Genomic DNA, 19,963 nt, shown 5'->3' with positions numbered 1-19,963 from the left:
GTACACGAGTGCCAACCAGGCTTAGGACGATCGCTGCGTTTAGACCTTCAGAAGGCTTGTATGTATTTTCGATAATGCATTCTCGAAGAATGCTTATCAATGAAAGTAGGTCAAGGAGCTTCCTGCGCCAATTCTCATCCGGATACTTCTCAGCAAGTTGAATCCGATTTAGCGGAGTGGCTGTCGGCAACGGTGGACCCCCAATTCGTGAAGTGTAACCCGGAAAGAATACAGGAGCGCCCAGTTGTTGGCCCGGTCTGCCTCATCCATTTCAGAGTTCGTCACGGGGTTGCCGCGAGCCTTTCCGATCGTGCCGGGTTCGATGAACAGTTTCTGGGTGACCGGGTTGGCATATTCCGGCCCTCGACGGCGTCGAGTCGGTCCTGCTCCCCTACACCCACTTTTCCGTCCTCCTGCGGCTGGAGAAGCGCCTGGCAGCCGTCACTGCGCTCGGAATGGACGGCAACAAGTTGATCGATCTGGACCGGTCCGGGATCGAATGGAGATTGGATCCGCGGCTGCGGCCGGAGCAGCAGACGGGCGCGATGGTCTACGCCCGCAACGACATCGACCGCGGCCACCTCATCCGCAGGGCATGAGCAATACGGGCGACACCCAAGCGGGAGCTGCCCGGGCCAACGCGGACGCGTTCCACTACACGAACGCAGCCACGCAGGCGCCGAAGTTGAACCATGGACTGGACCTCTGGCTCGGTCTGGAGTCCTACCTGCAGGAGAACGCGGCCGACAACGGCCGGCGGCTCGTCAAGTTGGGTTCCCCACCCGGGTGATAAGTATAAGGTCGTGGCGACCCATTTCCGGTGTTCTTCGGTCTCGATCCGGGAGGGCGTCGGGCCTTACTGCAGGTATCGGAATACGGACCACGTCGCCGTCACCGCGGCGCAACCAGTTCGATGTTTAGCGGCAAAGGTGGGGGGCCTGTTGGCGGACCGCGACCGGAACAACGCTGGACCGCCGCAGCCCAGACAGATCAAGCCGGTCCTCCTTGCCTCGCGCCGGGCGGCATCAAGCCTACTGAACTCGGATGCTTTCCAGTCCCGTCCGTCTGCTTTACTCCTTGCCCATTTCATGTCTTCCTCAGCTTCACTATGCCGATGGTCATCCTGGATAACTCGGTGGGCCGCTAGATTTTCGAGATGCCGGCTCCTGCAGGGACGGTCTTTGAGTCGCAGCAAGGGGAAGTCTTCAGTTTGCGGCGGCAGACGGGTGCCACCAGCCTTCCCAGGCTGATGAGGTGATTTGGCCGTCGGAAAAGTCTTCGGCGTTCAGCGGGCTGCAACTTGCGTGCGTGCTGCCATTTCCATAGTTGGAGTTGACCAGCATAGGTTCGGTGGGGACGGTGATCACGTTCTCTCCTTTGATGTAACTGATCTGGCGACCTGCACTGCGGTGCTCTGCTTGTGTAGCTGTCGGCATCCATCCCACAGCCGGTCTCCGGTTCAGCGGCTTGGCTGGTGGACTCGCCGGAGCTGGAGTTGTTCGGCTGTGATCCATAGGTTGTAGCCTGCGGATTTTTCGATCATGATCCGGCGGTCATGCCCGTCCGCCGCTATCCAGGCGGTGTCTCCGGATGGGGTGGTGTCCTCCACGAGGCCTGTTCTGACAAGCACCCCCGCGCGGCGGACATCGACGACGGTGCCGACCAGCATGTTCCATTCCATGAAGGGATACGAACGGTGGGTGCCGGGTGATTGCGGTGCGGGTTCGCTTGCGGGCAGGGAGTGGGAGTTTCCTTGCATGGGGCCCGGTCCTTCCTTTCTGTCGAATGGTGGCGGCCTCCAAGTCGCTGGTGCCCGCTGGGAACGTCTTATCCATTCGTCGGTTTTTGTCCGGGGCGGACGGCTGGCTGCCTACTGGCCGTCCGCCCCGACGGCCGCATCAGGCGCCGGTGGTGCTGGGCTCCGGGGTCTGCTGGGTTTCCTGCAGTTCGCCGTTTTGGCGTGCTGCTTCCTTGCGTCCCCAGCCTCCGGGAAGGAGCGCCACCGAGATGACAGAGATTGCCGAGACGATCAGGAGGTAGATGACGATGGAGTCGCTGGACTGGGTGGCGGCGAACAGCGCGGTGGCGATCGTGGGGGCGAACGCGGATCCGCAGATTTGGGAGATGGTATATCCGACTGATGCTCCGGTATAGCGGACTTCGCGGGAGAAGACCATGGAGAACAGGGAGCCGGTGACGCCGGCGGCCGGTGCCATGGCGATGCCGAAGATCAGCACCACGGCCAAGACGAAGTTTGCGGGCACGCCGGTGTTGATGAGCATGAACGCGGGCCCGATGAGGACGCCCATGGCCACGGCCCCGATGAGGTACATGGTCTTGCGGCCGTATTTGTCGGAGAGGGAGCCGAAGACCGGGTAGAGGACGACGGCGACGAGTCCGGCGAGGAAGACCCCGAGCAGGACGCTGGTGCGATCGATCTTGGCGATGGTCGTGGAGTAGTTCACCAGGTAGGACATGGTGATGTAGGCGAAGACGCCCTGGCTGAGGTAGGTGCCTGCGACGAGGAAGATCTCCTTGGGGTGGCGGCGGAAGGCTTCCTTGATGGGGAGCTTGACCAGTTCCTGCTTTTCGCGGGCGGCGGCGAAGGAGGGGCTTTCAGCGATGGTGAGGCGGATGACCAGGCCGACGATAACCAGGACGGCACTGACGAGGAAGGGCAGGCGCCATCCCCAGGTGATGAACTGATCGCCGGGGAGCTGGCTGGCTCCAAGGAAGGCGACGGTGGCGAGGCTGGTGCCGGCCGGGGCGCCCATCTGCGGAAATGCTCCGTAGAAGCCTTTCTTGCCTTTGGGGGCGTGTTCGACGGCCATGAGGGTGGCGCCGCCCCATTCGCCGCCGACCATGAAGCCCTGGAAGATGCGCAACACGGTCAGCAGGATGGGGGCGGCAATGCCGATCTGGGCGTAGCCGGGCAGAAGTCCCATCAGGAACGTGGCGGCGCCCATGCCGACGAGGGAGATGATAAGCATCTTCTTGCGGCCGACGCGGTCGCCGAAGTGTCCGAAGACGATACCGCCCAGGGGCCTTGCGAGGAATCCGACGCCAAAGGTGGCAAAGGAGAGCAGGGTGCCCATGAGGGGGCTGGCTTCGGGGAAGAACAGTTTGGGGAAGACCAGGGCGGCCGCTGTTCCGTAGATGAAGAAGTCGTAGTATTCGACGCTGGTGCCGATGAAGCTTGCCATGGCAACCTTCATCGGGCTCGTGTGGCCTGTGGCGGCCGGGGATGTCTTCGTTGACATGTGGGTTCCTTGGAGGAGGCGGTGCTAGCGGACGGGGACGGGTTGGGAGTGCTTGTTCGCGGTGTGCTGCAGGTCCAGGGCGACGTCGGTGATCATGTCTTCCTGCCCTCCGACGAGCTGGCGGCGGCCGACTTCGACGAGGATGTCGCGGGTGTCCAGGCCGTAGCGGGCCGAGGCACGTTCGGCGTGGCGGAGGAAGCTGGAGTACACGCCGGCGTAACCGAGGGTGAGGGTTTCGCGGTCGACCTGCACGGGGCGGTCGTGCAGGGGCCGGACGAGCTCTTCCGCGGCGTCCTGGAGGGCGAAGAGATCGGCGTTGTGTTCCCAGCCGTGCAGGGTGGCGACGGCGACGAAGGGTTCGACCGGGGTGTTGCCGGCTCCGGCGCCGTGGCCGGCGAGGGAGGCGTCCACCCGGTAGGCGCCCTCTTCGACGGCGACGACGGAGTTGGCGACGGCGAGGGAGAGGTTCTGGTGGGCGTGGATCCCGATCTCGGTCTCCGGGTCCAGCACGTCCTTGTAGGCGCGGACCCGCTGGCGGACCCCGTCCATGGTCAGGCCGCCGCCGGAGTCGGTGACGTAGACGCAGTGCGCGCCGTAGGATTCCATGAGCTTGGCCTGCTGCGCGAGCTTTTCGGGTTCGGACATGTGGGACATCATTAGAAAGCCGGAGACGTCCATGCCCAGTTCACGGGCGTAGGCGATGTGCTGGGCCGAGACGTCCGCTTCGGTGCAGTGGGTGGCGACCCGCACGGACCGGACGCCCAGGGCGTAGGCCTGGCGGAGTTCTTTCAGGGTGCCAATGCCGGGCAGCAGCAGCGTGGTGAGCCGGGCGTTTTTAATCGCCGAGGCGGCCGCTTCAATCCATTCCCAGTCCGTGTTGCTTCCGGGGCCGTACGTGAGGCTGCTCCCGGCAAGGCCGTCGCCGTGGGCTACTTCGATGGCGTCGACGCCGGCGGCGTCCAGTGCCGCGGCGATGCTGGCGACGTTCTCCGGGCTGATGCGGTGGCGGACGGCGTGCATGCCGTCGCGCAGGGTGACGTCCTGGATGAAGACGCGGGTCGGTGTCTGGCTCATGATGCTACTTCCTCTTTGGTGGTGACCAGCCGCTCGGCGACGCGGAGCGCGGCGGAGGTCATGATGTCCAGGTTTCCGGCGTATTCCGGGAGGTAGTGGGCGGCGCCTTCGACTTCGAGGAAGACGCTGACCCTCGTGTACTCCCCTGTTCCCCGGCCCTCCGGGATGAGTCCGCTGACCTCGGCCCCTTCGTGCTGGAACTGCACGGCCTGCTTGAGCCGGTAGCCCGGAACGTAGCCGGCGACTTCGGTGACACGGTCCCGCACGGCGGCGGCGACACGGTCCTGTTCTGCGTCGGTGAGACGGTCCACCAGGCACAGGACGGTATCGCGCATGATCATCGGCGGTTCCGCCGGGTTCAGCACAATGATGGCCTTGCCGCTGGCAGCTCCGCCGACGGTGACGATGGCGTCGGAGGTGGTTTCGGTGAATTCATCGATGTTGGCGCGTGTGCCGGGGCCGGCGGACTTGGAGGAGATGGAGGCGACGATTTCGCCGTAGTGGACCGGTGTCTGGCTGTTGATGGCGGCGATGACCGGGATGGTGGCCTGCCCGCCGCAGGTGACCATGTTGACGTTGGTCGCGTCCAGGTGCTGCTCGAGGTTGACGGAGGGCACGACGTAGGGGCCGATGGCTGCCGGGGTGAGGTCGACCAGCTTCTTCCCGTAGGGTGCCAAGGCGGCCGCGTTGTGCCGGTGGGCCCCGGCGGAGGTGGCATCAAAGATAACTTCGATGTCCCCGAATTCGGGCATGCCGATGAGGCCTTCGACTCCTTCGGCCGTGGTGGCGATGCCGAGCCGGGCGGCCCGGGCCAGGCCGTCGGAGGCGGGGTCGATGCCGACCATGATGCCCATGTCCAGCTTGTCGGTCAGCCGCATGATCTTGAACATGAGGTCAGTGCCGATGTTTCCTGAGCCGATGATGGCTGCTTTTGCGCTCATGAGAGTTCCTTCGTGGCTGTTGCTGTGACGGTGCCCAATCCGCCGATGCGGGCTTCGATGATGTCCCCGGCGCTGAGCGGGGCCATGGGGCCGAGGGCGCCGGAGAGGACGATCTCCCCGGCCCGGAGGGGCCGGCCCAGGGCGGCGGCCGTTTCGGCGACCCAGAGCAGGGCGTTGACGGGATCCCCGAGGCAGTCCTCCCCTGTTCCCCTCGATGCCTCGACGCCGTTGATGGTCATGACCATGTCCGCTGCGGCCGGGGTGTAGCCGTTGAGCCTGGCCTTGCCCTGGCCGAGGACGAAGTAGGCGCTGGAGGCGTTGTCGGCGACCGTGTCGACGATGCCGATGTCCCATCCGGCGATGCGGCTGTCCACGATTTCCAGGGCCGGTGCGACGTAGTCCACGGCGGCGAGGACCGAGGCCCGGTCGGTGGCGTCGACGTCGCGGCCCAGGATGAACGCGATTTCCGCTTCGATGCGCGGGGCGATGAGCGCCACGTGCGGGATTTGCTCGTCCTCGCCCAGCTGCATGTCGGAGAGCAGGACGCCGAAGTCGGGCTGGTCAACGCCGAGCTGGCGCTGCACGGCCGAAGCGGTCAGTCCGACCTTGCGTCCAACACGGCGGTTCCGGAGGCTGGCCCGGCTCTGGATGAGCAGTTCCTGGACCTCGTAGGCCGCGTCCAGATCCCCTTCAAGGAGGTCCCGGACGGGCCCGCAGGGGCGTGCTGTCTTCAAGGCGCCGAGCAGCATGTTGGCGACGCTCCTGAGGCTCGCCGGCCGGGGCCCGGCGGTGAGCGCTCCGCCGTCGCTGGCGGTAGTGGGTTGTTGTGTCATGAGGTTGCTCTCTGTTGTGCAGCGCAGGCTGCGGCGAGAAGTTAAGGTCCGCCGACGATCTAGCATGCTAGACGTCTAGGCCGTGCCGGTCTAGTTGTCGAGGGTTGCGGTGGTGACGCCGAAGCCTGCGATGTATTCGCGGATCGGGCGGTAGTAGCTGTACTGGACCGTGTACGGACCGCTGGCTCCAAGGGCTGCGTAGGCGGCGATCCAGGTGCGGACCTCGTGGGAGGAGTTGCCCGCGATTTCGGTCATTTCCTGGGGCGTCCAGGCATCGATGGGTGAGAGGTCGCCGGAGGCGAGGATCTTCATCAGCTGCTGGTCCCATTCCGGGGCGAGGTCCTGGATGTCGGCCTCGCCGCGGGCGAAGGCGTCGGCGGTGTCGAAGGTTCTTTGCTGCCGGGCGGCGCGCGCCTCCGGTGTTTGTTTGCCGTCGGCGCCGATCAGCATCCTGCGCTGCGCTTCGGTGGCGGTGGCCAGCCGGGGCACCGGCGGGTCGTGTGAGAGGCCTCCGGAGGCGATGAGCAGGACCTTCACGTCCAGTGTCTTCAGGTATTCGCCGACGGCTTCGCCGAGGAGCCGGACGCGGTTGAGCGGGGTGAAGGGCGGGGCGACGGAGTTGATGAAGACCGGCACGACCGGTTTGGCGGCGATGTCGCCGTACATGAGTTCCATGGGCTGCACGGCGCCGTGGTCGACTTCCATTTTCAGGGAGATGGCGATGTCGATGCCGCGGTCGATCACGGACTGGGCGAGGCCTTCGGCGATGTCTTTCGGGACGTTCAGCGGTCCGGCCTGGCTGCCGAAGTCACCGATGCTGACGGCGTCGTAGCCGATGCAGAACTGCGGCATGAGTTGGTAGAAGAAGCCGTTGTAGTGGTCCGGGCCCAGGTTGATGACCACGTCCGGGTCGTAGTCGTGGACGAAGCTGCGGGCTGCGTCGAAGGCGGCCTCGACCTCGGCTTTGATTTCGGGTCCCGGGTCCCCGTGTTCGAGCAGCGGGCTGTGGGACATGGCAAGCAGTGCAACGGTCATGGCGCTCTCCTAGCCGTTCGCGTGGGCGGGGGTCAGTTCCGTGCCGGCGCCTTCGTCGCGGCCGAGCAGGAAGTCGAGGTGGATTTTGTTGAAGATCCCGGCTTGTTCGTACTGGGGCCAGTGGCCTGCGTTTTCGATGACGGCGAGGCGGCCGTTGGGGATGAGGCCGGCGATGCGGCGGCCTTCATCCACCGGTCCGGAGGGGTCCTTGGTGGTCCAGACGACGAGGGCATCGGCCTGGATGGAGCGCAGGTCGTCGTCGCTGAGCATGTTCCTGCGGCGGGTTTCCGGGTCCTGCAATGCCATGTTGGCTTCGCAGGCGCGCAGCCAGTCGGGCTGCTGGAAGATGGCCTGGCGGGTGCGGATCAGGTCATCGGTCACCAAGGCGGGGTCGGCCATGAGCCATTCGAGCCTGGTTTTGACGCGTTCCCAGGACGGGTCTTTCGCCGCTTCCATGGAGAGCGTGTAGAGCCGTTCCATTACGACGGGATTGGCCATGGTGCCGCCCATGGTGTTCAGGACGATGCGTTCGACCCTTTCGGGGTGCTCGATGGCGAAGCGGGCCGTGACCCAGCCGCCGAGCGATTCGCCGGTGAAGTAGGCCTTTTCGACACCGATGGTGTCCAGGACGTGGTTGACCTGGTCGATGTAGTGCCTGATTTCCAGCGGGTGTCCGGGCTTGCTGCTGTAGCCGTGGCCGATGAAGTCGATGGCGTAGACGTTGAAGTGTTCGGCGTGGGCTTTGAGGTTCCGAACGTAGGCTTCGGCGTGGCCGGTGATGCCGTGGAGCATCAGCAGGGTGGGCTTGGAGCTGTCGCCGGCATGCAGGTAGCGGGTGCGGTAGGGGCCGGCCTGGAGGAAGCCCTGGCTGAATTCGACCTGGTTGAGGTCGGACCAGACGCTAGTGTACGGGTGTGAATTCACGGGTTTCTCCTACGTTGTCGGGGGCGGTCTGTTCGGCGTGGCCGAGGATGGTGTCCAGTGCGGAGCGGAGTTCGGTGCGGGCTGTTTCGATGTCCCACACCGGGGCGCTTTGGCGCCAGGCGATGTAGCCGTCGGGGCGGACGAGCAGGGCGCCGGCTTCGTGGATGTCGCGGATCGTGTGCCAGGAGCCGTAGGGGTCTTCTGCACCTTTTTCGCCGATGACGATGGTGCGCAGGAAGGGTGCGTCCAGCTCGGCGGCGGCTGTTTCCCAGGCGCGGCCGGCGAGGCCGGTAACGAGGCTGAATTTGCCGTGGCCGGTGACGTCCAGGGTGGAGGTGCGGTTGCCGTTGCGGTCCACGAGCCAGGCGTGCGGGATTTTCGCTCCGGGCCGGGTGGTCGGCTGGACGTAGAGCTGGGGATCCTTTGCCCACTGTTCCTCCCCTGCTGCAGGGTCGGGGATGACGGCGGCGGATTCGTAGCGCTGGTTGAGCTCCACTCCGTGGGCGTTGAATTCGTAGTTCTTCAGTTCCAGGGCTTCCTGGAGTTTCTGGCGCAGTTTCACGCCTTCCGGCGTCGGCGCGTGCAGCCGGGCCAGCCCGGCTTCGATGCCGTGCTCCTGGCCGGGGACGCGGAAGGTTTCATTCAGGGGGCCGTAGTCTCTCCGGGACTGGTTTGCGCGGGCGACGATCTGCCGGCCGACCGGTGCGCGTTCCAGGGAGTAGGAGTCAAGCAGACTTTCGCCGGCGTAACCCTTGATGACGTAGGCGAGTTTCCACGCGAGGTTGAAGGCGTCCTGCATGCAGGTGTTGGAGCCCAGACCGCTGCTCGGCGGGTGCCGGTGTACGGCGTCCCCTCCGCAGAAAACCCGTCCGACGGAGAATTGGTTGGCGTGCTGCTGGTTCACGTACCAGGTGGACTTGGTCTGGATGTCGACTTCGAGATCCGGGTCGCCTACGAGGGTGCGGATTTTCGCCAGGACGGTCTCCTCGGCGAGGTCGGGTTCGCCGTCGGCCATGTTGAATCCCCAGCCGGCGATCCATTCGTCCCACGGGCGCACGGCCCGGAGCAGGCCCATGCCGATTTCACCGAAGCCGGCGACCGGGTTCATGATCCAGTGCAGGATGCTGGGGCGGTGGGCGACATACTTGCCCAGGTCCGCCTTGAAAAGGACATAGGCGGTGCCGGCCCGGGCCACCTGGCCCTCGAACTGCAGGCCGATGTCTTCGGCGATCTGGGAGCGGGCGCCGTCGGCGCCGATCAGGTAGCGGGCCCGCAGCGTGTAGTCGGTGTTCGTCACGTGGTTCCGGAACGTCACGGTCACGCCGTCACTGTCCTGGACGTGGGAGAGGTACTCAGTATTGAACGTAACCTGCGCGCCGCGTTCGCCGGCGTTCTTGAGCAGGATCGGTTCCATCAGCGGCTGCGGAACATCCAGCATGGTGCAGGGGCTCGCCTTCATGTAATCCCCGTACCGCTCATCCCCTGTCCCCCAGGTGCGGAGCCGGGCGATTTCCTGGCCCGCGAGGCTAGTGGTGAACAAGGTATCGCCCATGTCGCCCCAGGGCACGGCGTACTTGGCGGCTTCTTCCTCCACGCCCAGATCCCGCAGCACCTCCACGGCACGCTGGTTCGTGATGTGCGCCCGGGGAGTATTGGCCAGCCAGTTCCAGCGCGAAAGCATGTGGACGCGCACGCCCTGGGTGGCCAGCGCCAGAGCCGCCGTGGCTCCGGTCGGGCCGGTGCCGACAATGAGCACATCCATGTCGAATTCCAACTGAGTTTTCATCACACCTTCTAAGTCCAGGTTCCGGGACGGCATCATCCGTCCGTGCACCGGTGGAGGTCATTCTCCGGCCGGGCCGTTTGCGTGGCCCCCACGCTTCCGCGGTGAAACGTGAGGCCGATCACTTGCAACTAGCGTACTAGCATGCAAGTCGATTTGTAAAGGATGGCTTTGGATTTAATCGTTGGCTTGCATGCTTGCAGGCTTGCCGTCTTGCATGTAATCTGACTCACGTGCCAGTGATTCAGGTCACGCAGATTGTCGCCACTGAAGGCGTTCCGATCGCATCCTGACCGCACACTCCGATTCCCAATGCAAGGAGCACAACGATGAGCTTGATGCAGGCCGCACGGCTTCATGAAGTAGGCAAGCCTTTCCAGATCGACCGGATCGAAGTTCCTGAGCCGGGGCCCCGTGATGTGATCGTGGAGGTGAAGGCGTGCAACGTCGTGCCCAACCTGCGGAACGTAATCACGTCCTACCCCGAATGGTTCCCCTACCTCCCCCTGCCTGCCCTCCCTGCGATCTACGGGCTGGACGCGGCCGGCATCGTCAGCAAGGTCGGGTCCCAGGTCCGCAACGTCAAGCCCGGAGACCGCGTATACGTCAACCCGGGACGCGACTCCGGTGACTCCCATGCCTCCTTGCGCGGGGAACGGATCAACGATCCCGCCTACACATTCCAGGGGTACTTCGGGTTCGGGGCCGGTTCACAGGAAATCTTTGAAGACTACCCCCACGGCGGCTTCTGCGAATACATGAAAGCTCCCGCCGACGGCCTCGTCGTCCTGCCCGATTCCATCTCGTTCGAGGCGGCCTGCCGCTTCGGCTACATGGGGACCTCGTACTCGGCCCTCCGCAAGGCGGGAGCGGGTGCCGGAACCTCCGTCCTTGTCAACGGCGGCACGGGAACCCTGGGGCTTGGTGCCGTCTTGAATGCCCTGGCCATGGGCGCAACCAAGGTCTTCGCGATGGCCAGGGACCGTGAACTCTTGGAACGTGTCCGCCTCCTCGATCCGAAGCGTGTCCACGTCCTCTCCCACGGCGATCAGCCGGTGGGTGAGTGGGTCCGGGAAAACACCGGTGGTCTCGGCGCTGACATCTTCATCGATGCGGTAGGCCCCGGCGCCCCGCACGAGATCACCATCGCCGGCATCGAAGCCCTCCGCCGCGGCGGCCGGATGGTCGATATCGGGGGCATGTCAGAACCGCTGCCCCTGGAGATGTTCAAACTCATGTGCTTCCAGATCAGCGTCATCGGCTCACTGTGGTTCAGCGTCGCCGAAGGCCAGGACATGGCCGAGATGGCGCACGCCGGAACCTTGGACCTCTCAGTCTTCGAGCACGAGGTCTACCCCCTCTCCGAAGTCAACGAAGCCCTCGACGCAGTCGACAAGCGACGCGGCGGATTCACCAACGTAGTCGTTGTCCCCGGCTCCTAAGCCGTCCACGCCGGCCGCGTACACCCTCGGCCGGCCCCGCCACGTCAGAAATGGAATCCAGCAATGGAACTCAACCCGCAACACACGGCGGTCATCGCCATCCACTGCCAAGGAGATATCGTCTCCGGCAACGGAGCCTTCGCCCCGTTTTTCCACGACCAGGTCGTCAGCAGAAATGTGATCAGCAAGATTGACAGGCTTCTCGACAATGCCAGGGAATCAGGAATGACCGTGATCTACACCAGGGTCGCTTTCAAGCCTGATTTCAGCGACCTGAACGCCAACTCCCCCCTACTGAAAGTTGTCGAGCAGGCCGGTTGCCTGAAGGAAGGCTCAGAACTGGCCGATATCATCCCGGAGCTGGCCCCGGCCACCAACGATGTCGTCATCACGCACCAGCGCGTCGGCGGATTCGTTCCGGAGCTCACCGCAGTGCTGGAGGACCGTGGCATTGACACCCTGGTGTTCGCAGGCGTCGCGACCAACGCCTCCGTGGAAAGCACCGCCCGCGTGGCCACCGACGCCGGCTACCGGGTCATCATCGCCGAGGACGCCTGCTCCGCCGCCACACCGGAAGCCCACCAGGCCAGCATCGAATCCCTCGGCTTGCTCGCAGAGATCGCGACAACCGCAGACATCCTCGGGGCATCGTCTCCACAGACCGTCTAACAGCCGGCCCGGCAGCTGCGCCCTCGGGCGCGTCTGCCGGGCAACGGGCGCCACCATCAGCCATGAAATGCACATGCTAGCGTGCCAGTCGGAGAGAAATGGGTACCCATGCGCGATACTGGACGTATGGCACCGGAATCTTCAGCTCTGAATCAACGCTCGACCGGCACCGGAGGCCGGCTTCTCGGACGTATATACGAAGCCATCCAGAACCGGTTACTCGAAGGCGAGTACCCCGCCGGGTCAAAGCTCTCCGTGGAAGCGATCCGCGCGGAATTCGGTGTGAGCAAACAGCCTGTCATGGAGGCCCTCCGTCTCCTCTCCGCCGACGGGCTCGTCGAGATATTCCCGCAGATCGGCTGCGTGGTGACCGAGTATTCCCTTGAAGAGGTCGAGGACTTTTTCCGGATGTTCGCCGGATTCGAATCCGTCATTGCGGCCGCGGCGGCACAGCGGCGCACGGACGAACATCTGGACGAGCTGTACCTGGCGGCCCGAAGGATGGACCGGCTCAACAGCGAACCGGACCCCGACGTCCGGGCGCGCCAGTACCGCGTCCAAAACCGGAACTTTCACGAGATCATCCACCGCATGGCGCATTCACGGGTCATGAGCAACATGAGCCGCCGCATGTGGGACCTCAGCGACTTCCTCATCAACACCACCGGAGCTCCCCAGCCGTTCGGATCGGCCATTGCCGAGCGCAACGAAGACCACAGCCGCATCATCAGGGCACTAGAGGCCGGCGACGCCGAGACCGCCAAGGCCGAGATGGAAAAACACATCCTTTCCACAGCAACCATCATCCAGCAGACCAGGACGGCAGACGTCCTCTAGCCTCACAGGACGCTGGACGTCAATCTCTCCCCAACGGTGCAAGTTTGAGTGCAATAGCCACGGCGCCGAAGGACAAAGCTTCATGACATCACGAACGCGACTGCTCCGCTTAGTGGTTCTGCCACGGTGATCCTTCCCGAAACCCACTGCTCGCTGGACACACTCCATCTGCCCAAAAACCCGCCGCTGATCCGCTGGCCGTTTCCGGTCATCCACGCCGGGCCGCCCACGGCCAGGCGTCCGCGTTGGACAGGCATGACGGACCAACCAAACGAGGACAGCCCGGAAGAACAGTCCGGATCCCACACACTCCGACCCTGTCGACGGGTCGGACGCCACAGCCGCAGATGCCCGCAGAGACGTTCCCACTGAACCTGGAACGTCCACCGACATCAGCGATCCTGGCCGCAAAGTCATGTCGCCTGAAACAGAGAACTTCATGAAGTGGTGTAAGCAGAACCAGCAGGAAGGGACCAAAATGCAGGTCGAAAAGCCGCCCGCGCACAAAGGTGGGCACAACGTGCACACCCCCTTTTGGCCGGACAAACACGCGGTGAGCGCACTCTGCCTGGTTCGCAGAAAGCAGCTATCCGCGGAAGGTCCTCGAAGACAATTCAGCTTGGTCATGTCGTCACCACAACTCTTGGCCATGAATGAGTGACAGCCAACAACTGGCCACCGGAACAGCAAGAAAGGACGACCCGTAACCCTAGATTCCAGCAGGCGGAAGGGCCACCAGCCAGGCCCTGACCCCGCCACCCACACAACCGAATAGGTGCCCGCGGCGCAGGCACAGACCGCGGACAACGTCAGCGGGACCCGCGGAGGGTCAATGTCCACACATTAAAGCAAAAACCCCTCTGACGAGGGGTCATGCTGTGCCCGAGGTGGGACTCGAACTGCATTCCCGCCCCCGCAAACACTGGGCACTCCCGGAAACATGCGGAATCCGGCCCGATCCGGCACCAATACCACCCGGTCCGAAGCTCAAAGTGTGTACTTTGTACACACCCCCAATCGGTCAGGAACCGGCCATGATCACTTCATGGCCGGACAGCGTTCCTGACACGCTGGAGCGCCGCGGACGCTGGGAGCCTGGCACCCGGAAATTCAGCAAGAAGCCGTAGGCACAATCAACTCCCGATCAGGCCGCCCCGCCGGGCACCGATCAGATCGACGTATTCACCTCGTCGGGGCCAGCGGTAAAGATGCCAACGGCGTGTTCGAAAATTCGTCACAGTTCTGATGGACCCTCTCTGGGTTGCACGTCATTGTGGATGGAGGGCCTCGCGGCCTTGGAAACGCAAGATGCCGCAGGCGGCCTTGGCACGAGCAAGGGAAAGGGCGAAATGACGAGAAACTCGAGCAGCGCGATAAGTGCCTCCTGGACCACGCTTGAGCCCGGCCAGTCCATCGACTTGATTCTGAACGGAGTGAGCCACTTCGGCGGAGTGGTTGACGCCAGGACCGAAAATGGCGAGATTATCTGGTTGATAAGTTCGCAGGGCGAAAGACGGATGTTCCACGTTGGTGAGCGATACGCTGCCTTTGTCCGGGAGCGCTCCGTCGGATGAACGCCAAACAGGTAGAAACCCTCAGCTTGCAAGCCCAAGGCGCTCACAACTTCGGAGGGCCGCTCCAATCAGAGCCGGGATCCGAATGTGACACGTACTGCCATTACTGCCGGGGCCCCGAAACAGACTAGGACGGCTATACAGCGTCCTCACACCACTCATCCGCTCCGTTGATGCCACGGATCGGAGACTAAAGCCACCGGAGCCTCCCGTTTCTCGCAACTCGGGAGGTTCCGGTTCCACGCCAAACCGCAACAGCGGCGCCGGCCAAGGAGTGACTGCCCGTCAGCGCCAACTGCTGACCGTCACGGCCACGCAAGCACGACAGCGCATCCGGACTTACAAAGCGAAGGCAACGGACCAAATGAGATTTCTCCCGGCATCGAGTAAGGCAGGCGGAGGACCGTTGATGGCCGCTGGTGCGATGTGCTCCGCACAGTTGGCCGCGGCCGTGTCTGTCGGCCTGTCGGACCGAATCAGCGTGGAGGACCTAACTTGGCTCCGTCTGGTCTGGGCCAGCATCATTCTGGTCGTCTTTATACGGCCTTGGCGGACCTCCTTTAACCGCGCAGCGCTGCTTACGTGCCTCTTCCTAGGACTGAGTTCAGGCGCCATGACGATGCTGTACATGATCTCGATTACGCGGCTTCCGCTCGGCACAGCCACTGCATTGGAGTTCCTTGGACCCCTTGGTGTTGCCATGATCCGGGCGCGGGGGAAGACAATTTGGTGGGCGGCCGCCGCTGCTGCCGGTGTTGTCGCTCTCACCGAACCATGGCAGGGTGGCGCCGACCTCTATGGAATTGTTCTGGCCTTGGCGGCCGGTCTTTGCTGGGCCCTCTACATAGTGTTTACCCAACGGGCGGGCGATGACGTTGCCGGGCTGCATGCGTTGGCCCTTTCGGTTCCGGTCGCGACTGTTGTCGCCACGTTTACTGTCGGCATTTCGATCTTCACTCGGTTCCCTGCCCCAATGACCTTCTACGGGCTGGGCATCGCGCTCCTGCTTCCTGTTGCCCCTTACATCCTGGAGTTACTGGCCTTGCGCCGCCTCACTGCCGGCTCTTTCGGCATCCTGATGAGCCTGCAGCCAGCCGTTGCCGTCATGATCGGTTTTGTCTTCTTAGCTCAGATCCCGCATTTCCCTGCGCTGCTGGGCATCGTGCTCGTGATTGCCGCCGGCATCGGCGCAACCCGCAATGGGGGGCATACCCGCCCAACCAGTGACCCCTCGCAAGAATCGGCCCACACCGGCACTGTCAGGCCGCCGGTTAGCGGCAGTTCAGCCATGGGAAGCAACCACGGAGACTGATCTGCATGCTTAGCTCCATATTCACCTTGAAACATCCACAAAGCCCGTGCCAAAAGTTGGTAAGTCTTCCGATTCTTGAACCTCATATGCGCCCGTATGTTCTTAATCACCACCGTCATCGAACCGATGTCCGAGCGTCAAAAAATTTGAAAGAGAGGGCGCTGTGAACGTGACAGACCCAGACGAAGACATGCACACATTCACCGACAAAGCTTCCGACGAGACGAGCGACATCTCCGCGGAAGCCCGCAAGGTCGTCGTCGACTTCACTGGCCACAAAGCGCTTAACAGCGTCGACCTCAAGCTTGCCCGGGGCGAAGTTGTCGCCCTGATCGGCCCCAGCGGATCAGGGAAGAGCACCCTGCTCCGCACGTTCAACCATCTTCAGGAGCCGACGTCCGGCGAGATTCTCATCGGCGGAAAGCCGACGACGGGATCCAGCCGTGCCGATCTCCTGGCCCTGCGCAGGAAGGTGGGAATGTGCTTCCAGTCCTTCAACCTGTTTCCTCACCTGACTGCGCTGGAGAACATCGAGTTGGCTCAGGTTCACGCTTTAGGTCGCCCCCGAAAGGAAGCGAAGGAGCGTGGCCGGGAACTACTTCAACGTGTAGGGCTCGAGGCAAAAGCGGATCACAAGCCGGCAAACTGCTCGGGCGGACAGCAGCAGCGGATTGCTATCGCGAGGGCCCTGGCCTTGGATCCGGAGATCATGCTGTTTGACGAGCCTACCTCGGCTCTTGACCCGGAACTTGGCGTCGAAGTCCTGAACGTGATGCGCGAGCTCGCGGAGAGCGGTATGACCATGATGGTCGCCACGCATGAGATGCACTTCGCTGAGGATGTGGCGGACCGTGTCATCTTCATGGCTGACGGTCAGATTCTCGAATCTGGAGAGCCCAGCGTCGTCCTGCGCACTCCGCAACACGCTCGGACGCAGAAATTCCTGCAGGCGGTGATAGGCAGGTGACCGGATTCCTTGGCGCGATGCAGATTATTGCCGGGGGCTTGGGAACAACGTTCGTTCTCACTGTATCCAGCTTCATCATAGGAGGGGTCCTGGCCTTTCCTCTGGCGATGGCCAGAGTAGCCAAGAATCCTTTTCCGCGACTGTTGTCCGGAGCCTACATATCGATTGCCCGCGGGATCCCGCCGATCGCGTGGCTGTTTGTCATTTTCTTCGGCCTGGGTCAGCTGGGCTTGAAGCTGAACAGCCTGACGGCCGCGATTGTTGGACTTTCGATTATTTCGGCTGGCTATCTGGCTGAAATCTACCGGTCCGGGCTGCTTGCCGTACCGGCAGGCCAGCGAGAGGCATCTACGGCGCTGGGCTTGTCCTCGTCGATTGCGCTTCGGAAGGTCATCGTCCCCCAGGCCATTGTGACCGTCCTGCCGATCGCGATCGCCTTCTTCATCGGGCTGCTGAAGGACTCTGCCGTGGCGTCAGTCATCGGTGTTCAGGACGTGACGGCCTTCGCCCTCTCACTTAGCCGACGTGAAGCGGACAGCTTCGGGGTGTTCCTTGCCGCCGGAGCCCTATACCTGATTATCAGTATCCCGATCGCCGTCTTCGGACGCTGGTTGGGCCCATGGACCGCGCGTCGAGTTGGAGTGGCATCATGATGGATTCCTGGATCACGTGGCTCGTCGACCTGCTTCCTGGACTTGGCCTGAGCTTGGCCCTGACCGCATCATTGCTCGCGTTTGGGCTGCCCCTTGGCCTCGTCTTTGCCGTTGGCCTAAGTCAAAAGAGCCGGCTCGTCCGGGGAATCGCTATTGCCTTGGTGGAGTTCGCGCGTGGAGTGCCCGCCCTGATCCTCCTCTACCTGGTGTACTTCGGTTTCCCTGAATTCAACTTCATAATCGATTCATTCCCGGCCGCTGCCCTTGCCTTGGGCTTCAGCTACGCCGGGTACGTCAGCGAAGTGTTCCGATCCGGTCTGGAGGCCGTCGGTAAGGGGCAACGTGAGGCAGCCACGGCACTGGGTCTGTCCAACTGGACTTCGTTCAGCCGGGTCATATTCCCCCAGGCCATCAAGATCGTGATTCCGCCCCTCCTGGGTTGGTCGATTAGTTTCTTCCAAGCGACATCACTGGCTTTTGCCATCGCGGTTCCCGAGCTGATGAGCCGCGCATATGTCCTCGCCACAACCAACTTTGCCTACCTGGTAATTCTTTCCTTGGCCGCGGTGCTGTACGCCGTTGTTTCCATCCCCCTCGCACACCTTGCCGAACGGCTAAGCCAGGGCCGAACTGCCAAGCGCGCCCCCGTAACGCTACCGCTCGCTCCCATCAAAGAAGGAACTCGGCGTGCCTAACTCACAGATCCGCCTATTCGCTGCCATTGGCATGGGCCTGTCCATCGCCCTGGCTCTGTCCTCATGCGCGGGCGCCTCAGCTCAGGTCTCAGCAGATTGCGTCCCCAAGTTCGACGTTCCAACGAGTGCGGCGAAGACCCTTAAGATCGCGGCTCCGGACTACCCTCCGATGTTCACATACCAGAACAACGTACTGGGGGGCGTGGATGGCGCGTTCTACGAGCAGTTCGCGAAAGATGCGTGCCTGACAACTGAAGTGACAATCCTTCCCTCTGCCGGCGTGATCGAGGCCGTCAAGAACGGGCAGGCCGATGTGGCTGGCGGCGGGTGGTTTCCCACGGCCGAGCGGGCCAAGGTTATCGGTCAGACAACTCCTGCGTTTGCCAATCCTGCTGTGTTCGTCGCCAAGGATCCGGCGACCAGCCTCGATACGTACAGAGGCAAGACGATTGGAACAGTGCAGGGATTCCTGTGGGTGTCGGATCTCAAAGCCTGGGGCGGCGACAACATTAAGCTGTATGAGTCGGCCGACGCGGTGTTCTCCGACTTGAAAAACGGCCGGATCGACACGGCGCTGCTGTCGGTGAGCTCGGCCTCGTATCGTATCGCCGCCATGGGGACCTCGGAGCTGAAATATGCAGTGGTCAGCCCCCATCCGGCCATTAAGGCATTCAACGAGCCCGCCGTGACGAACTTCCCCTACGTAAAGTCGAACGCGAAGCTCGGAGATGCTCTCAACGCGGCAATCAAGGCCTACCGCGCAGACGGCACCCTCGAGCGGATAGTCACGACCAACGGTTTCAAACCCGAAGCCGCTAAACCCTGATCTGCAGAGCGGCCCGGTCAAGCCTTGCGTGCCGGCCGGGCCGCTGACGGCGAGTCTGACAGATCCCTTGAGACCTGTGAGGAGGCTCGTTATTCAGCGGCAGCTCCGTTACACGGGTCTTACAACTCGTTGCGTAGGAGGTCGTGGGACACGGCTCACTTCATTCTCACGCCAACGAAAACACCCCGGCCTATAGGACCGGATGTGTTGCTTTCGCACGGATAATCTAAGCGGGACATCTGCATCCGGCTTCGCCCGGAGAGATCCGCACTTCGCAGTGGCCCCTGGATGCCCACAGCTGTCGAACGGCGATCGGGGCGGCACCCCGATCTTCGAAGTCGGGTTAGCCTTGCTACCGATCAATCCCACTCATTGTCCCCTTTGCTGCTTGGCCCGTTGGAGCCATGGACACCCTTGGGCGGCGGGCCGAACGCGGTCATGGCACGTAGGGCGCCTTGAAATGGTTCGACCTGAACCAGACAGGTATGTGCTGAGGAGCCTTGGGCAAGACTTGAAGTGCCGGTGTCCAAGGTCAGAACGTTTGGATTCCCGTTCTTTCAGAGTGGACCCACAACGTCTGTCTCAATAGGGTCGAACCATGCGCCGGTCGGCAGTTGAACCACTGATTCCATGATCCCGTCGAGTATGCGCACAGCTGCAAGGCAAGAGCCGCGGCCATTGAACACGCGGACAATATTCCCGTCGATGATCCCGCGCCGGTCATCACCGGATGGATGCACGGGAAGAGGGCGCGGTTGTGCCTTTAGGTCGCCGGGTCGCCATTCCCTGGTCCAACTCACTGTGTAGCCTGCCGTTCGGTTGGGGTGAAACCAGATGCAGTGGGAATGTGACAGCCTTGACACCGCCCAACCATTCTTTGGGCTCCAGACAAACGGCCTGGCCAGGGCAATCGGCGTAGCCGAAGGCGTGAATAGTCTCTGAAACAGTTCTAGCTTCGCGGCCGACGTATCAAGCGGGTGAGCTTCCGGGCTTTTGCGTAGCGCGGAAAGCGCCAAGGCACCGGTTCGTGGCGGGTAGTTGAAGCGCCCCAATCCCCACAAAATTCTTCAAAGGTCAGCAGGGCGAACGAGTGCAGCACTCTTCGGAACGGGGCGCTCATACAGCTCGCGTACCCACT

Annotated in this window: 19 protein-coding genes; 10 read left to right on the top strand and 9 right to left on the bottom strand. The window is 62.9% G+C overall.

What is annotated here, in order from left to right; translation table 11 throughout:
- The first annotated feature begins 353 nt into the window (after positions 1–353).
- A complete protein-coding gene (locus ACFVTM_RS09205; RefSeq protein ID WP_390203226.1) occupies positions 354–599 on the top strand; it encodes a DNA/RNA non-specific endonuclease in 246 nt (81 codons plus the stop codon).
- The gene (locus tag ACFVTM_RS09200) at positions 596–790 is read left to right on the top strand and encodes a DNA/RNA non-specific endonuclease (RefSeq protein ID WP_390203127.1); all 195 of its coding nucleotides are present in this window, start codon (positions 596–598) and stop codon (positions 788–790) included. The genes ACFVTM_RS09205 and ACFVTM_RS09200 overlap by 4 nt, the downstream gene beginning before the upstream one ends.
- Before the next feature lie 669 nt (positions 791–1,459).
- On the opposite strand, the gene ACFVTM_RS09195 is transcribed toward ACFVTM_RS09200, so the two are convergent.
- The 8 genes from ACFVTM_RS09195 to ACFVTM_RS09160 all read right to left on the bottom strand — a co-directional run bounded on the left by ACFVTM_RS09195 (position 1,460) and on the right by ACFVTM_RS09160 (position 9,853).
- Complete coding sequence (locus ACFVTM_RS09195) at positions 1,460–1,759, bottom strand: hypothetical protein (protein WP_390203126.1); 300 nt, start codon at positions 1,757–1,759, stop codon at positions 1,460–1,462.
- A 139-nt stretch (positions 1,760–1,898) separates the two neighbouring features.
- Complete coding sequence (locus tag ACFVTM_RS09190) at positions 1,899–3,260, bottom strand: MFS transporter (RefSeq protein WP_390203125.1); 1,362 nt, start codon at positions 3,258–3,260, stop codon at positions 1,899–1,901.
- 24 nt (positions 3,261–3,284) lie between these two features.
- Entirely contained in the window at positions 3,285–4,334 is a 1,050-nt protein-coding gene (dmpG, locus tag ACFVTM_RS09185) for a 4-hydroxy-2-oxovalerate aldolase (protein WP_390203124.1), read from the bottom strand.
- Positions 4,331–5,275, bottom strand: a complete 945-nt coding sequence (locus ACFVTM_RS09180; RefSeq protein ID WP_390203122.1) for an acetaldehyde dehydrogenase (acetylating) — start codon at positions 5,273–5,275, stop codon at positions 4,331–4,333. Before ACFVTM_RS09180 ends, dmpG begins: the two co-directional genes overlap by 4 nt.
- Positions 5,272–6,108 carry a 2-keto-4-pentenoate hydratase gene (locus ACFVTM_RS09175; RefSeq protein ID WP_390203121.1) on the bottom strand — a complete coding sequence of 279 codons (837 nt, stop codon included), beginning with the start codon at positions 6,106–6,108 and terminating at the stop codon, positions 5,272–5,274. The genes ACFVTM_RS09180 and ACFVTM_RS09175 overlap by 4 nt, the downstream gene beginning before the upstream one ends.
- Positions 6,109–6,198: 90 nt before the next feature.
- Positions 6,199–7,143 carry a 3-carboxyethylcatechol 2,3-dioxygenase gene (locus tag ACFVTM_RS09170; protein ID WP_390203120.1) on the bottom strand — a complete coding sequence of 315 codons (945 nt, stop codon included), beginning with the start codon at positions 7,141–7,143 and terminating at the stop codon, positions 6,199–6,201.
- 9 nt (positions 7,144–7,152) lie between these two features.
- Positions 7,153–8,067: an alpha/beta fold hydrolase gene (locus ACFVTM_RS09165; protein ID WP_390203119.1), complete on the bottom strand. Its 915-nt coding sequence runs from the start codon at positions 8,065–8,067 to the stop codon at positions 7,153–7,155.
- The gene (locus ACFVTM_RS09160) at positions 8,045–9,853 is read right to left on the bottom strand and encodes an FAD-dependent monooxygenase (RefSeq protein ID WP_390203118.1); all 1,809 of its coding nucleotides are present in this window, start codon (positions 9,851–9,853) and stop codon (positions 8,045–8,047) included. Before ACFVTM_RS09160 ends, ACFVTM_RS09165 begins: the two co-directional genes overlap by 23 nt.
- A 326-nt stretch (positions 9,854–10,179) precedes the next feature.
- On the opposite strand from ACFVTM_RS09160, the gene ACFVTM_RS09155 reads away from it, so the two are divergent.
- From ACFVTM_RS09155 to ACFVTM_RS09120, 8 genes are all read left to right on the top strand, one after another.
- Positions 10,180–11,292, top strand: a complete 1,113-nt coding sequence (locus ACFVTM_RS09155; protein ID WP_390203117.1) for an alcohol dehydrogenase catalytic domain-containing protein — start codon at positions 10,180–10,182, stop codon at positions 11,290–11,292.
- A gap of 63 nt (positions 11,293–11,355) precedes the next feature.
- The gene (locus ACFVTM_RS09150) at positions 11,356–11,961 is read left to right on the top strand and encodes a cysteine hydrolase family protein (RefSeq protein ID WP_390203116.1); all 606 of its coding nucleotides are present in this window, start codon (positions 11,356–11,358) and stop codon (positions 11,959–11,961) included.
- A gap of 108 nt (positions 11,962–12,069) precedes the next feature.
- Positions 12,070–12,798 (top strand): GntR family transcriptional regulator, encoded by a 729-nt coding sequence (locus tag ACFVTM_RS09145; RefSeq protein WP_390203115.1) that lies wholly within the window; start codon positions 12,070–12,072, stop codon positions 12,796–12,798.
- Between the two features lie 1,938 nt (positions 12,799–14,736).
- Positions 14,737–15,684 carry a DMT family transporter gene (locus ACFVTM_RS09140; protein ID WP_390203114.1) on the top strand — a complete coding sequence of 316 codons (948 nt, stop codon included), beginning with the start codon at positions 14,737–14,739 and terminating at the stop codon, positions 15,682–15,684.
- Positions 15,685–15,847: 163 nt separating this feature from the next.
- Entirely contained in the window at positions 15,848–16,651 is an 804-nt protein-coding gene (locus ACFVTM_RS09135) for an amino acid ABC transporter ATP-binding protein (RefSeq protein WP_390203113.1), read from the top strand.
- Positions 16,648–17,304, top strand: a complete 657-nt coding sequence (locus ACFVTM_RS09130; RefSeq protein WP_390203112.1) for an amino acid ABC transporter permease — start codon at positions 16,648–16,650, stop codon at positions 17,302–17,304. The genes ACFVTM_RS09135 and ACFVTM_RS09130 overlap by 4 nt, the downstream gene beginning before the upstream one ends.
- On the top strand, positions 17,301–17,999 hold the full coding sequence (locus ACFVTM_RS09125; protein ID WP_390203110.1) for an amino acid ABC transporter permease: 699 nt from the start codon (positions 17,301–17,303) through the stop codon (positions 17,997–17,999). Before ACFVTM_RS09130 ends, ACFVTM_RS09125 begins: the two co-directional genes overlap by 4 nt.
- A complete protein-coding gene (locus ACFVTM_RS09120; protein ID WP_390203108.1) occupies positions 17,992–18,825 on the top strand; it encodes a substrate-binding periplasmic protein in 834 nt (277 codons plus the stop codon). Before ACFVTM_RS09125 ends, ACFVTM_RS09120 begins: the two co-directional genes overlap by 8 nt.
- A gap of 557 nt (positions 18,826–19,382) precedes the next feature.
- Here ACFVTM_RS09120 and ACFVTM_RS09115 read toward each other — a convergent pair.
- Positions 19,383–19,688 carry a molybdopterin dinucleotide binding domain-containing protein gene (locus ACFVTM_RS09115; protein WP_390203225.1) on the bottom strand — a complete coding sequence of 102 codons (306 nt, stop codon included), beginning with the start codon at positions 19,686–19,688 and terminating at the stop codon, positions 19,383–19,385.
- Positions 19,689–19,963: the final 275 nt, after the last annotated feature.

The organism is Arthrobacter sp. NPDC058130, assembly GCF_042884475.1.
In the GTDB taxonomy this organism is placed as follows: Bacteria; Actinomycetota; Actinomycetes; order Actinomycetales; family Micrococcaceae; genus Arthrobacter.
The sequence above is the reverse complement of the archived record's forward strand: the minus strand, read 5'-3'. Positions and strand labels throughout refer to the sequence as shown.

Coding starts and splice junctions, on each gene's coding strand:
- ACFVTM_RS09190 (WP_390203125.1), bottom strand. CDS start 3,260: ATGTCAACGAAGACATCCCCGGCCGCCACAGGCCACACGAGCCCGATG.
- ACFVTM_RS09145 (WP_390203115.1), top strand. CDS start 12,070: ATGCGCGATACTGGACGTATGGCACCGGAATCTTCAGCTCTGAATCAA.
- ACFVTM_RS09140 (WP_390203114.1), top strand. CDS start 14,737: ATGAGATTTCTCCCGGCATCGAGTAAGGCAGGCGGAGGACCGTTGATG.
- ACFVTM_RS09125 (WP_390203110.1), top strand. CDS start 17,301: ATGATGGATTCCTGGATCACGTGGCTCGTCGACCTGCTTCCTGGACTT.
- ACFVTM_RS09155 (WP_390203117.1), top strand. CDS start 10,180: ATGAGCTTGATGCAGGCCGCACGGCTTCATGAAGTAGGCAAGCCTTTC.
- ACFVTM_RS09160 (WP_390203118.1), bottom strand. CDS start 9,853: ATGAAAACTCAGTTGGAATTCGACATGGATGTGCTCATTGTCGGCACC.
- ACFVTM_RS09170 (WP_390203120.1), bottom strand. CDS start 7,143: ATGACCGTTGCACTGCTTGCCATGTCCCACAGCCCGCTGCTCGAACAC.
- ACFVTM_RS09150 (WP_390203116.1), top strand. CDS start 11,356: ATGGAACTCAACCCGCAACACACGGCGGTCATCGCCATCCACTGCCAA.
- ACFVTM_RS09180 (WP_390203122.1), bottom strand. CDS start 5,275: ATGAGCGCAAAAGCAGCCATCATCGGCTCAGGAAACATCGGCACTGAC.
- dmpG (WP_390203124.1), bottom strand. CDS start 4,334: ATGAGCCAGACACCGACCCGCGTCTTCATCCAGGACGTCACCCTGCGC.
- ACFVTM_RS09195 (WP_390203126.1), bottom strand. CDS start 1,759: ATGCAAGGAAACTCCCACTCCCTGCCCGCAAGCGAACCCGCACCGCAA.
- ACFVTM_RS09200 (WP_390203127.1), top strand. CDS start 596: ATGAGCAATACGGGCGACACCCAAGCGGGAGCTGCCCGGGCCAACGCG.
- ACFVTM_RS09175 (WP_390203121.1), bottom strand. CDS start 6,108: ATGACACAACAACCCACTACCGCCAGCGACGGCGGAGCGCTCACCGCC.